The sequence below is a fragment of the Rhodococcus sp. NPDC003322 genome (genome assembly GCF_053589555.1).
Window position 1 is genome coordinate 456,630 of record NZ_JBSFSC010000003.1, and the last position, 13,379, is coordinate 470,008.

At 68.7% G+C, this 13,379-nt stretch carries 8 protein-coding genes; 7 read left to right on the plus strand and 1 reads right to left on the minus strand.

Features of this window, described 5'->3' with window-relative positions; translation table 11 throughout:
• Positions 1-72: 72 nt before the first annotated feature.
• The gene (locus ACWDUM_RS14350) at positions 73-1,467 is read left to right on the plus strand and encodes a 3' terminal RNA ribose 2'-O-methyltransferase Hen1 (RefSeq protein WP_450134473.1); all 1,395 of its coding nucleotides are present in this window, start codon (positions 73-75) and stop codon (positions 1,465-1,467) included.
• Positions 1,468-4,020, plus strand: a complete 2,553-nt coding sequence (locus ACWDUM_RS14355; protein WP_450134474.1) for a polynucleotide kinase-phosphatase — start codon at positions 1,468-1,470, stop codon at positions 4,018-4,020. It abuts the gene before it with no gap.
• Between the two features lie 287 nt (positions 4,021-4,307).
• Here the strand turns inward: ACWDUM_RS14355 and ACWDUM_RS14360 are convergent, their stop codons facing one another.
• Positions 4,308-5,840 carry an FAD-dependent oxidoreductase gene (locus tag ACWDUM_RS14360; protein WP_450134475.1) on the minus strand — a complete coding sequence of 511 codons (1,533 nt, stop codon included), beginning with the start codon at positions 5,838-5,840 and terminating at the stop codon, positions 4,308-4,310.
• Positions 5,841-6,353: 513 nt separating this feature from the next.
• Between ACWDUM_RS14360 and ACWDUM_RS14365 the strand changes: the two genes are divergently transcribed.
• From ACWDUM_RS14365 to ACWDUM_RS14385, 5 genes are all read left to right on the plus strand, one after another.
• Positions 6,354-7,592, plus strand: coding sequence for an ABC transporter substrate-binding protein (locus tag ACWDUM_RS14365; RefSeq protein ID WP_450134476.1), 1,239 nt, complete (start codon positions 6,354-6,356; stop codon positions 7,590-7,592).
• 45 nt (positions 7,593-7,637) lie between these two features.
• Positions 7,638-10,421, plus strand: coding sequence for an ABC transporter permease subunit (locus ACWDUM_RS14370; protein WP_450134477.1), 2,784 nt, complete (start codon positions 7,638-7,640; stop codon positions 10,419-10,421).
• A complete protein-coding gene (locus ACWDUM_RS14375) occupies positions 10,418-11,152 on the plus strand; it encodes an ABC transporter ATP-binding protein (protein ID WP_450134478.1) in 735 nt (244 codons plus the stop codon). Before ACWDUM_RS14370 ends, ACWDUM_RS14375 begins: the two co-directional genes overlap by 4 nt.
• 158 nt (positions 11,153-11,310) lie before the next feature.
• Positions 11,311-12,258, plus strand: a complete 948-nt coding sequence (locus ACWDUM_RS14380; RefSeq protein ID WP_450134479.1) for an SMP-30/gluconolactonase/LRE family protein — start codon at positions 11,311-11,313, stop codon at positions 12,256-12,258.
• Positions 12,259-12,296: 38 nt separating this feature from the next.
• On the plus strand, positions 12,297-13,205 hold the full coding sequence (locus ACWDUM_RS14385) for an SDR family NAD(P)-dependent oxidoreductase (protein WP_450117191.1): 909 nt from the start codon (positions 12,297-12,299) through the stop codon (positions 13,203-13,205).
• Positions 13,206-13,379 lie beyond the last annotated feature (174 nt).

Consider the following 13,379-nt stretch of genomic DNA (forward strand, 5'->3'; position numbering starts at 1 on the left):
CCGATCGGACACGAGGCGCGCGACGCGGTAATTGCGTCGCGGAAGCGGCACCCCGCCCGTAATGTCCGATCGGTGCACTTCACACTGACCGCAACGGCGACCGCCGATTTCCCGGACGCCTCGGATCTCGGCCACCTCCTGCACAAGCATCCCGATCGGGTCCAGACCTTCGAGTTGTCGGTGGGCACCGCGACCGTGCTGTACCCGGAGGTGTCCGCGTCGCGGTGCACCGTCGCGCTGCTCCTCGACATCGATCCGGTCGTGCCTCCGCAGGGTTCGTTCCGCGGCGGTACCGACGGATTCGCGCTGGGGCAGTACATCAACGACCGGCCCTATGCGGCGTCCTCGATGCTTGCGGTCGCGATCTCGAGGGTGTTCAAGTCGGCCGTCGCCGGGACGCTGAACTCCCGCCCGGAGCTTCCGCTCTCGCCGGTAGCGCTGACGATCACGGTTCCGGTGACGCCGGCGCGCGGTGGCGCCGACCTGCCCGCCCGGCTGTTCGGGCCGCTCGGCTGGGCGGTCACGGCGACGCCGGTGCCGCTGGACGAGACGATCCCGCGGTGGGGCGACTCGGACTACGTGAGCCTGATGTTGGAGGGCACGCTCACGGTGTCCGAGGCACTGCGGCACCTGTACGTCCTGCTGCCGGTGCTCGACGACGTCAAGCACTACTGGGTCGGCGAGGCCGAGGCCGACAAGCTGGTGCGGGTGGCGGGCGCATGGCTCGCCGACCACCCCGAACACGAGCTGATCGCCGCCCGCTACCTCGCGCACCGGCGGGAACTGGTGGCCTCGGTGACCGATCGACTGAGTGACGAGACCGCGCTCCCTGCAGGTGAGCCGCGCGTGGCGAGTGCGGGGCTGGCGGGGCTGCGCCAGGACGCGGTGCTCGCGACGCTCGAGGACCTCGGTGTCACCCGGGTCGTCGATGTGGGCTGCGGCGAGGGAAAGCTGCTGCGGGAGCTGCTCGCCCGGCCGGCGTTCACCGAGATCGTCGGTGTCGATGTCGGAGACGCGGCGCTGCGCAGGGCCGAACGGCGTCTCGGACTCGGCGATCTGCCCGATCGGCAGCGGGCGCGGATCTCGGTGCTGCAGTCGTCGGCCACCTACCGGGACGCGCGGCTGCGCGGTTTCGACGCGGCCGTGCTGATGGAGGTCGTCGAGCACGTCGACGAGGACCGCCTGCCCGCGCTCGTCCGGTCGGTCTTCGCCGACATGCGGCCGCGGTTCGTGCTGGTGACCACCCCCAACGCCGAGTACAACGCGCTCTACCCGAATCTCGAACCCGGCGCGTTCCGCCATCCGGATCACCGGTTCGAGTTCACCCGAACACAATTCGAGACCTGGGCCGCCGAGATCACGGAGGCGCACGGCTACGACGTCCGCTTCACCGGGATCGGCGACCCCGATGCCATCCACGGCGCGCCGACCCAGATGGCCGTCTTCACGCGAAGGGAGGAGGCGTAAATGAGCGATCTGGAGATACCGGAGCGGAGCGACCTCGAGATACCGGAGCCGTCGCTGGTTGTCCTCGTGGGGATCAGCGGATCCGGCAAGTCGACGTTCGCGGCCCGGCACTTCGGGCCCTACGAGGTGATCTCGAGCGATCACTGCCGGGGCCTGGTCAGCGACGACCCCAACTCGCAGGCGGCGACGGCCGACGCGTTCGAGGTGCTCGAGTTCATCGCGGCCAAGCGGCTGCGCGCGGGCAGGCTGACCGTCGTCGACGCGACGAGCGTCCAGCCCCCGGCCCGCCGCGCGCTGGTCGACCTGGCACGCTCGCAGGACATGCTGGCGGTGGCAATCGTGCTGAACGTGCCGGAGCCGGTGTGCGCCGAACGCAACGCCGCACGAGGGGAGCGCGCATTCGACCGGGCCGTCCTGCGGCGTCAGCACCAGCAGCTCACGCGCTCGATGCGCGGGCTCTCCCGCGAGGGCTTCCAGGTCGTTCACGTCCTCGACGGCGTCGACGCGGTGGACCGGGCACGGATCCTTCGGCGACCGCTCCGGAGCGACCGCCGCGACCTGCGGGGCCCGTTCGACGTCGTCGGCGACATCCACGGCTGCCTCGGTGAACTCGAAACCCTGCTGACGACAATGGGATACGAGATCGTCCGGGACGAGTCGGGTCGTCCCGTGGACGCGACACCACCGGAGGGGCGGACGGCACTGTTCCTCGGCGACTACGTCGACCGCGGTCCCGACGCGCCGGGCGTGCTGCGCCTGGTGATGGGCATGGTCGCCGCCGGTCATGCACTGGCCCTTCCCGGCAACCACGAGAACAAACTGGTCAAGGCGCTGCGTGGACGTAAGGTCTCCGCCACCCACGGACTCGATCGAACCCTCGAGCAACTCGGAAACGAGACCGAGGAGTTCCGCCGCGAGGTGGCGCAGTTCTGCGACGGACTGGTCGCGCACCTCGTGCTCGACGAGGGACGACTCGTGGTGGCACACGCGGGTCTCAAGCAGGAGTACCACAACCGGGCATCGGGCCGGGTGCGCAGCTTCGCCCTGTACGGCGAGACCACCGGCGAGACGGACGAATTCGGGCTTCCCGTTCGCTATCCGTGGGCGGAGGAGTATCGCGGGGACGCGATGGTGCTCTACGGGCACACGCCGGTGCCCGACGTGCGGTGGGTCAACAACACCGCGTGCCTGGACACCGGCTGCGTCTTCGGTGGTGCGCTCACCGCGCTGCGCTACCCGGAACGCGAGGTGGTTTCGGTTCCCGCGCAGCGCGAATGGTATCCGCCGATCCGGCCGTTGCATGTCGCCGACAGTGATCCGCAGGCTCTCGACATCGCGGACATCCTGGGAGTCGGGGGAGTGGAGACGTCGCTGCGCGGACGCGTCTCGGTGCGCCCGGAGAACGCGGCGGGGGCGCTCGAGGTGATGAGCCGCTGGGCGGCGGCGCCGCAGTGGCTGATGTACCTGCCTCCGACGATGGCGCCGTGTGCGACCTCGTCGCTGCCGGGCCTGCTCGAACATCCGGCCGAGGCCTTCGCCGCTTATCGAAAGGCGAAGGTGGACAGGGTGATCTGCGAGGAGAAGCACATGGGTTCGCGCGCCGTCGCGCTCGTGTGCCGTGACGCCGGGGTCGCCGCCGAGCGGTTCGGGGTGGGGGACGGACTGTCCGGGATGGTGCACACCCGAACGGGCAGGCGCATGTTCGACCCGGAGCGGACCCAGCGACTGGTCGAGATGATCGCCTCCGCCGTCACCGCGGCCGGACTGTGGGACGAACTCGGCACCGACTGGCTGCTACTCGACGCGGAGCTGCTGCCGTGGTCGGCGAAGTCGGAAGGCCTGCTGCGGTCGCAGTACGCGGCGGTGGGTGCGGCGGCCCGCACGGACCTGGTGGCGCGGGCGCAGGTGCTGGCGACGGCAGCGTCCCGCGGCCTCGACGTGGCCGCGCTGCAGTCGAGTGTCAACAGGCGTGCGGACGACGTGGCGCGGTACGTCGACGCGTACCGGCGCTACGTCTGGCCGACCGACGGGCTCGACGGCGTGCAGATCGCCCCGTTCCAGCTGCTGGCCACCGAAGGAACCGGATACGCCGACCGCGACCACGGCTGGCACCTCGCGGTCGCGGACCGGCTGGCCCAGGCGGCACCGAATCTGTTCCGGACGACCCGCCGGCTCGTCGTCGACACCACCTCTCCGGAGTCCGAGGCGGCCGGTGTCGCCTGGTGGGAGGAGCTGACAGCGGCGGGCGGTGAGGGAATGGTGGTCAAGCCGTTCGGCAACCTGGTGCCCGGATCGCGGGTGCAGCCGGGCGTGAAGGTGCGGGGTAGGGAGTACCTGCGGCTGATCTACGGGCCGCACTACACCGAGCCGGAGAACCTCGACCGACTCCGGAACCGGAGTCTCGGTCACAAGCAGTCGATGGCCCTGCGCGAGTACGCACTCGGCCTCGAGGCCGTTGACCGGCTGGTGAAGAAGGATCCGCTGTGGCGGATCCACCAGGCGGTGTTCGCTGTCCTTGCGTTGGAGTCCGAGCCGGTCGATCCCCGGCTGTGAGGCCGCCCGACCGGGCGGCCTCCCGATGAGCGGGAGGGAGTGAATTTTCGTGCGCGGCCCGGTGCGTAACAGGACGTCTACGACGTCACGAGCTTCCTCGATCTGATCAAGGCGTGGGGCAGACGCGCGATGGAACTGGGCACGTTCGATGCCGCTCAGCGCGGATGGTTCGAACAGGTCTATCCCGACTCGGTCCCGACGTCTGTGTCCGGCTGACAACCCCATCACCCTGCGTGCCGCCCGCGACCGACAACGGTCGTGGGCGGCACGTGGATCTCGCGCCGGCGTCAGGCGTCGGCCGCGCTCTGTCCGGCCCGGCGTCCGAAGAAGCTGCCGTCACCGAGGGAGGCGCCGCTCGCGTAGCCACCGGCGCAGACGCCGGACGTGCAGCGACCGGCCGCGAACAGGCCCGGAATCGGCTGCCCGGAGACGTGCAGCACCTCGGAGTCGACGCTGGTGCGCAGGCCGCCGAGGGTGAACCCGCCGGTCATGCCGCGCAGGTCGATCGCGGCGATCGGGGAGCCGATCGGCTTGACCCACTCCGGCTTCTTCCCGAGCAGCGGGTCCTCCCCGTTGGCGGCGTGCCGGTTGTACACCTCGACGGTGGCCTGCAGCGACCCGGCGGGCAGACCCATCTCGGCCTCGAGCTCCTCGACGGATTCGCACACCCAGGTCGGTCGAGCATGGGTGCGTGGGCTGGAACTCGGAGCGGCCAAGCCTGCCTCGTACGACTCCTCGTCGATGACCAGGAACGCCTGGTTCTGGTTTTCGATCAGCGTGGCCTGCCCGACCCGTCCGGGATAGGTGTCCTCGTTGATGTAGCGCTGACCGCGCCCGTTGACCAGGATGCCGCGGACGAACAGCTGCGGGTTGCAGAAGAACGCGACCTCGGTGGCGTCCATGTGCGCGAGATCGGCGCCGATCGCCTGCGCCATCCGGATCGCGCGACCGTCGTGCTCCTCGATCGACGCGGCCGGGCGACCGACCAGCCGCGGCGCGTAGGACTCGACCATCCGGTCGTTGTAGGCGAAGCTGCCGGTCGCGAGGACGACGCCCTTGCGGGCGCGGATTGCAACGTCCTTGCCGTACTGCTTCGCGATGACACCGACGACGCGGACGCCGCCACCCTTGGGTGAAGCCTCGGGGTCGGCGGCATCGTCCTCGGCGTCGGCGGGATTGTCCTCGATGACCAGCGCCTGCACCCGCATGTCGTATTCGGAGCGCACGCCGAGTTCGGCGGCCTTGTCGGTGAGCGGCTTCATCAGCATGTAGCCGCCGCCCTTCTCCGAACCGAGGTGCTTGTCCTGCATCTGCGGGACGTGACCGCGCGGTGCCGGCGGGATGGTGGCGTTGAACGGGGCCGCGTTCTCGCCGCCGCTGTACATCAGGCCCTCGTCGCCCGGCGGCTCCCAGCCCGGCTCGCCCCAGAAGCTCTCCTTGAACGGCACGCCGCACTCGTCGACGAGCCAGTGATAGTGGTCGACGCTGCCCTCGCAGTAGGCGTCGATCTTCGCCTCGTCGGTGCCCGGGCCGAGCGCTGCCTTCATGAACGCCTTCATGTTGTCGACGGTGTCCTCGAACCCGCACGCCTTCTGCAGCGGAGTGCCGCCACCCAGGTAGATGAAACCGCCCGACATCGCGGCCGCGCCGCCCCAGCCACCGGTGCGCTCGAGCACCAGTACCTCGGCACCCGCCTGCGCGGCACCGACCGCGGCGGCCGCCCCGGCGACACCGAAACCGGCGACGACGACGTCCGCCTCGTACGCCCATTCGGTGATGAGATCGCGGCGAATCGGGTGTATCGGTGTCGCTTCGGGCATGGTGTGTCCCTTCGTCGGTTGTGTGGATCTGTGGCGCAGAGCATGCCGGTCACGGTTCGAGGGCGTGAATCACGTTGATCTGAAATCTGTTTCGTTCCTGCTGCGGCGGTATGCGCTGTGCCTGGGGCTGGGTGCGGGGGAGTGGAGTCCTGCGTATCGCGATGCAGCGCGGGTGTGATTCGTGAGTTGATAGCCGCTGGACGATAGTCGTCGCCGGCGCACGTGGGTTGGTGGTCTCCCGCTGGTCGGGAGGCTCGCTGCGACGGTCGCTGTGTGCCCAATTTCGTTGCTGGCTGCAACCGTTCGCGGCGTGCGTCGCGTCGGGGTTCGGCAGACGTAGAGGCGGTCATATGGGCCTCCCGTTCAGCGGGAGGGGGTGCGCCACGTGTGCGTCCGATGTCCTGATAATCACCGCTCACAATTCAAAGAGTGACGTGCATCACTGCTGGTGGCTGAAGGTGTCCAGCGCCACGCCCCCCGGTGCCGTCACCACCCTGTGAAGGAGTCCACGTAATGAACCCAGTCAGTCGAGGACGGCGCGTGCGCGCTGTTGCCGGCGCGAGTGCGCTGCTGCTTGTCGGACTGCTCGGTACCGCATGTGCCGACGAGGAGACGGCTGACGTCGGTGTCGCGGGCGCGTCGACCTCCGCTCTGCCGAGCAATCCCGCGAGCGGTGATGCGGTGAAGATCGGCTTCGTGTCGACCGAGGGTGGCGCCGCGGTGTCCATTCCCGACATGCGAGAGGGCGCCGAGGCCGCGGTCGAGTACCTCAACAAGAACGGCGGCGGGCTGGCCGGCCGGCCGATCGACCTGGTGGTGTGCAAGCAGCAGGAGGAGCCGACCTCGGCGAGCGCCTGTGCGAATCAGTTCGTCGAGCAGAAGGTGTCCGCGGTGCTGTCCCCGGGCACGTCGCAAGGACCGGTGATCGTGCCGATCGTGCTCGGTGCGGGCATCCCGTACGTCACCCTCAACGGCGTCGCGCCGATCGAGCTGACCTCACCCGACGTTGCCTCCCTCTCCGCGGGCCTGCCCGGCACGTTGACGGCGGCCGCGACCGCGGCCAAGCAGGAGGGCATGGCGAAGTTCACCATGTTCGCCAGCGACGGAGGTGGAATCGCCGCCATGATCGACCAGATGGGTCAGCCGATCTTCCAGGGATTCGGTGTCGCTCTCGATGTCGTCCCGGTGGCCCTGGGCACCCCGGACCCGACGCCGGTCGTCACGGCGGGACTGGCAAAGGATCCCGACGGCGTGAGCTTCATCGGCGACGCCGCCACCTGCACCTCGGTGCTCAAGGCGGTCCAGACCACCGCGCCGACGATGAAGAAGGTGCTCATTCCGACCTGCCTCGACGAGAACGTCGTCAAGGCGATCGGAATCGCCAACGTCAAGGGCAACATCGGTATCACTGCCACCGACGCGCTGTCCGACCGCCCCGACTCGGTGCTGTTCCGGTCGATCTTCGCCGAGTACGCACCCGACCTGTCCCCGAACGGCTACGGGTCGACCGGGTACCAGACCGTGATGGCGCTGGCCGCCGCGACGTCCGGTATCAGCGGCGACGTCAACTCCGCCTCCATTCGTGACGCGCTGCGGAGCGCCACCAACGTCGAGATGCCCGCGGGCGGCGGAATCACCTTCAGCTGCAACGGAACGGCTTTCCCGATGATGCCGTCGATCTGCTCGCGGCAGATGTTGATCGGCGAGATCAACGAGCAGGGCATCCCGGTCGACCTGACGGTCACCGGCTAGCACGGCAACGCCTCTCGAGGCATGTGATCGACTGAAAGAAGAAGCATGACCGACCATCTCGCCTACCTGGTGCTCGGCCTCGGCAACGGTGCCGTGTACGCCGCCATCGGGCTCGCGCTCGTGATGACATTCAAGAGTTCGGGTGTCGTCAATTTCGCCACGGGTGCCGTGGCCCTCTACACCGCATACACCTACGCGCTGCTGCGCACGGGTGAGCTGATGGTCCCGATTCCGGGGCTCCCCAAGACGGTCGACCTCGGTGGACCTCTTGGGGTGGCCCCGGCCATGGCCATATCGCTCGCGATTGCAGCGATCCTCGGAGTGTTGTTCTACGCGTTGATCTTCCGGCCGCTGCGCAATGCGACGGTGGTCGCCAAGGCTGTCGCCTCGATCGGGTTGATGATCGTCCTCCAGGCCCTCATCGCCCTGCGCGTCGGCACCGAGATCGTGGCCGTCGAACCGATCTTCGCGCTCGACAGCATCTCCATCGGCGCCCGGCAGGCGCCGACCGACCGCATCTGGCTCGCGGCAGCGATCATCGCGATCGCTCTCGTCGCGACCGCCGTGTTCCGGTTCACGCGATTCGGTATCGCCACGGAGGCGGCCGCGGAATCGGAGAAGGGTGCCTACCTCACCGGCCTGTCCCCGGACAAGATCGCCTTCGCCAACTGGGCGCTTTCCTCGGTGGTCGCCGGGTTGGGGGGCATCCTGATCGCGCCGATCGTCGCCCTCAATCCCATCGCCTACTCCATGTTCATCGTCCCGGCGCTCGCCGCGACACTGGTCGGCAACTTCAGCTCGATCTGGCTCACGGTCGTCGCCGGCATCGCGATCGGTTCGCTGCAGGCCGAGATGATCAACCTGCAGGCCACGTTCGACTGGTTTCCCCACGCCGGCATGGCGGAGGCGATCCCGCTCCTGCTCATCCTCGTGTTCCTCGTCGTCAAGGGACGGCCGTTGCCCGATCGTGGCAGCGTCGTACGGCAGGCGCTGGGTCGCTCCCCACGCCCCGATCGCATTCTCGGCCCCACCCTGCTCGCCGTCGCGACCGCCGTTGTCGCCCTGTTGCTGGCCAGCGGTAGTTACCGCGCCGCGATCATCAGCAGCGTCATCTTCGCGGTCGTCGCGCTGTCCCAGGTGGTGGTCACGGGATACACCGGGCAGGTGTCCCTGGCGCAGCTCACCCTGGCCGGGGTCGGTGCCTACTCGATCAGCGTGCTGAACACCCACCTCGGCATCCCCTTCCCCTTCGCACCGCTGATCGGTGCCCTGTTCGCAACGGTCATCGGGGTGGTGATCGGGCTTCCGGCGCTGCGTGTCCGGGGCCTGCCGCTGACCGTGGTGACGCTGGCATTGGCGGTCTTCCTGGAGGCGTTCTGGTTCCGCAACCCTCAGTTGAACGGGGGCGTCCAGGGCGCGCCCGTCGATGCCCCGAGGCTGTTCGGTCTCGACCTCGGGATCGGAGCCGGGGAGGCGTACCCGCGGCTGGCGTTCGGGTTGCTGTGCCTCGCGGTGCTTCTCGCGTCGGCCCTCGCGGTCGCGTGGCTGCGGCGCAGCCGTCTCGGCACCGACATGCTTGCGGTCCGGGCGAACGAGAGGTCGGCGGCGGCCTCGGGGATCAACGTCTCGAGGACCAAGCTCGCGGCCTTCGCGATCGGTGCGTTCCTCGCCGGTCTCGCCGGCTCACTGATGGCCTACCAGCAGACTCTGGCGACACCGGAACCGTTCACCGTGTTCCTGGGCATCACGCTGTTCGCGGTCATGTACATCGCCGGCATCACCTCGATCACCGGAGCGCTCATCGCCGGCCTCATCGCTCCGGGCGGTGTGCTCTACCTGCTGGTCGACCGGTTCCTGCACATGGGCGAGTACTACGCCGTCATCAGCGGCATCCTGCTCGTCGTCACGGTCATGACCAGCCCCGACGGCATCGCGGGCAGGCTGCCCTCGATCCCGCTGCCCACGTTCCGGCGCGCGGCATCGAACCGTGCCCCGGTCGGCGTGAACACCGTTGTCGCGCCGACTGTCTCGGCCGGACCCGGCGAGTCGCTCCTGTCCGTGCAGGGGCTCGGGGTCGCCTACGGGGCGGTGCAGGCGGCACAGGATGTCACGTTCGACGTCCGCCCCGGGGAGATCGTCGGGCTGATCGGCCCGAACGGTGCGGGCAAGACCACCGTGATCGACGCAATCACCGGGTTCGCGCCGTCGACCGGCACCGTCGTCCTCGACGGTACGGACGTGAGCGGGTTGCGCCCGCATCGGCGCAGTCGGTTGGGGCTCGGGCGCAGCTTCCAGGACGTCGAACTCTACGACGATCTCTCCGTTGCCGAGAACGTGACGGTGGGTGCGGGACGGTCCGGCTCGGCTTCCGACGTTGCGGGCCGGGTGCGGGGAGTACTGGCGACGGTCGGGCTGACCGATGACGCGGACGCTGCGGTGTCAACCCTTTCCCAGGGTCGTCGCCAGCTCGTCTCCATCGCCCGCGTTCTGGTTTCCGCGCCGAAGGTCGCACTGCTCGACGAGCCTGCCGCCGGTCTCGACAGTGCCGAGAGTCGGTGGCTCGGTGAGCGCCTGCGGGATGCGCGTACCGCCGGAACCTCGATCCTGTTGGTCGACCACGACATGGAGCTGGTGCTCACGATCTGCGACCGGGTCGTCGTGCTCGATCTCGGGCGGGTGGTGTGCTGCGGGACGCCCGACGAGGTCAGGTCCGATCCCAGGGTGATCAGTGCATATCTCGGCCTGCCCGCAGAAGAGGTGGATCCGGCCCACGAGGCGATTCCCGAACTCGCCGCAACCGTCCCTGCCAACGAGGAGGCGCACCCGTGACCGCACTGACGATTCGGAGCCTGACGACGGGCTATCTCCCGCAGCGTCCCTGTATTCGTGGCATCGACCTGGACGTGGAGAAGGGGCAGATCACCTGTCTGCTCGGACCCAACGGGGCAGGCAAGACGACTCTGCTGCTGTCGCTGGCGGGGATGCTGCCGCGATTCGACGGCCGGGTCGCCGTTGACGGACGGGACCTCGTCGGCGGTCGACCCCGCGACGCGGTGCGGTCGGGGATGGTGCTCGTTCCCGACGACCGGGCCCTGTTCCGGGAACTGAGTGTGACCAACAACCTGCGCCTCGCGGTTGCGGACCGTCGCCGCCGTTCCGGGGCCGTCGGCGAGGTGCTCGGGTATTTCCCTGCTCTGGAGAAGCGGCTGGGCGTCGCGGCGGGACGGTTGTCGGGCGGCGAGCAGCAGATGCTCGCCATCGGCCGGGCCATCCTGCAGAGGCCGAAGGTGCTGCTCATCGACGAGCTGAGCATGGGCCTGGCGCCCGTCATCGTCGACGAGATCCTCGCCGTGCTGCGCCGGCTTGCGGTCGAGCGGGAGATGGCGGTGGTGCTCGTCGAACAGCACGTACACCTCGCCCTCGCTACAGCCGACCGGGCCGCCGTGCTGGTGCACGGTGGTGTGGCGCTGACCGATTCGGCCGCCGCACTCCGCAACGATCCGACCCGGATCGAGCGGGCCTATCTCGGTGTGGCATCGGACCTCCCGGCAGCGGGCTGACCGCTCAGCGGGAGGCCCCCGACCACGGCCCACCGCAGAACATATCGTCCATTGCGAAAGTTGTTGTGACACAGTTCACTGCTCTCGATCCGGGCCAGTCACCCGGCGAATCAACCCAGGACCACTGTGTCCTTCTCGCCCTCACTGGAAGGCTTCACATGACCAACGTAGTTGCCGACACCGCCGCTGCTGTCGCGCAGTCGGGCGCGCGCATCGTCGAGCCCCGCAGGATCGCCGGGGGTTTCTCGTGGCCGGAGTGCCCTCGCTGGCACGACGGCGCCTTCTGGTTCTCCGACATGTACACCGCGACCGTGAAAACCCTTGATGACGAGGGCAACGCCACCGTCGTTGTGGACGCCTCGGCCCGTCGGGAGAACACCGAGGTGCCGATCGTCCTCGGTGGTTTCGGATGGCTCCCGGATGGACGGCTGATCGTCAACTCGATGCATGAGAAAGTGGTGCTCGTTCACGGCGGCAACGGCCCGGACGACCTCGCCGTCTACGCCGATCTGTCCGAGTTCTCGCTCGCCGCGACCAACGACATGGTCGTCGACGCGGACGGCCGCGCCTACGTCACGCAGCTCGGATTCAACCTGTTCGCCGGTGACGAGCCGGTGCCGTCTCTCATCATCGTCGTCGAGCCCGACGGCACCGCGCACACCGCGGACGAGGTCGGGCCGCTGGTGTGCGCCAACGGTATCGCGATCAGCGCGGACGGCACGAAGGTCTACACCGCCGAGGTGATGGCGCAGAAGATCACGGTGATCGACCGCGCGGCCGACGGATCGCTGTCGAATCCGCGGCTCTTCGCGTCCTGCCCGTTCATGCCGGACGGCATCGGACTCGACGAGGAGGGTGGCGTCTGGGCGGCGATGCCCGGCAGCGGCTACGTGGCCCGCTTCACCGAGGAGGGCATGACGGATGCCATCCCGGTGCCGATCGAGAACGGTGTCGCGTCGGCGTGCCTGCTCGGCGGCCCTGATCGTTCCACCCTTTACATGACCGTCGGCGTCGAGGTTTTCGACTTCGACAAGTCCGCACGCGAGGCACTGGGCACCATCTGGGTTGCCGACGTGTCGAACCGTGGCGGCGTGACCCGACCCTGACACTGCACCGGCCACTTCACTTTCCGAGGAAGACTCACATGACAGAACTGGATTTCACCGACCGCGTGGTTGTTGTCACCGGCGCGGGACGCGGTATCGGCCGCGCGCACGCGGAACTGCTCGCCTCGCGCGGCGCCGCGGTGGTCGTCGGCGATCTCGGGGCGGCCATCGACGGCTCCGGTGTCGACGGTGACGACCCTGCCCGCGAGGTCGTGGACGCGATCACTGCCGCCGGCGGCAAGGCCGTCGCGTGCTCCGCGGACGTCTCCACCGAGGACGGAGCCGTCGCGCTGGTCGACGCCGCACTGTCCGCGTTCGGTCAGCTCGACGCCGTGATCAACAACGCAGGCATCGTCCGCACCGCGCCATTCGACGAGGTCCCGTACGAGGAGTATCAGCGACACCTCGATGTGCACTACTTCGGTTCGATCAGGCTGTGCCGCGCCGCCTGGCCGCACCTGCTGAAGTCGCCGGCGGGCCGGGTGGTCAACACCATCTCCCAGGCCATGCTCGGCAATCCGGGCATGTCGCACTACGGCGGATCGAAGGGTGCGCTGTTCGGATTCACCCGGAACCTCGCACTCGAGGGGCTCGAGGCCGGAATCAAGGTCAACGCCATCGCACCGGGCGCGGGCACGCGGATGGCCGAGGCCGCCGCCGACACGCTCTCACCGGAGGTCATGGAATACATGCGCACCCAGCTGCTCCCGGAGCACGTCGCCCCCGTGGCGGCCTACCTCGTCCACCCGGAGTGCAGCGTCACCGGTGAGGTGTTCAACGTCGCGGGAGGCATCGTCAACCGCCTCGCCATCCTCAACACCGTCGGGATCCACGACCCCGCTCTCACCGTCGAGACGGTTGCCGAGCGGTTCGACGAGATCATGGCGATCACCCCCGACGCCATCCCGCAGATCGTGGCACCCGCCCAGGTTCCGGCGTCGTCCTGACCCGAACCTCCACGACATCGGCTCATCCCCACCTCGAAGACTCCACCAGGAGAAGTACCGTGAGCTCTACCGAAACCTCCACGACCACCACCGAGACAGTGGACACCGCCTACCCCTTCGGGCCGGTGAGTGTGAACGAAGCATCCCGACGGTATGTCGCCATCGCAGCCGAGC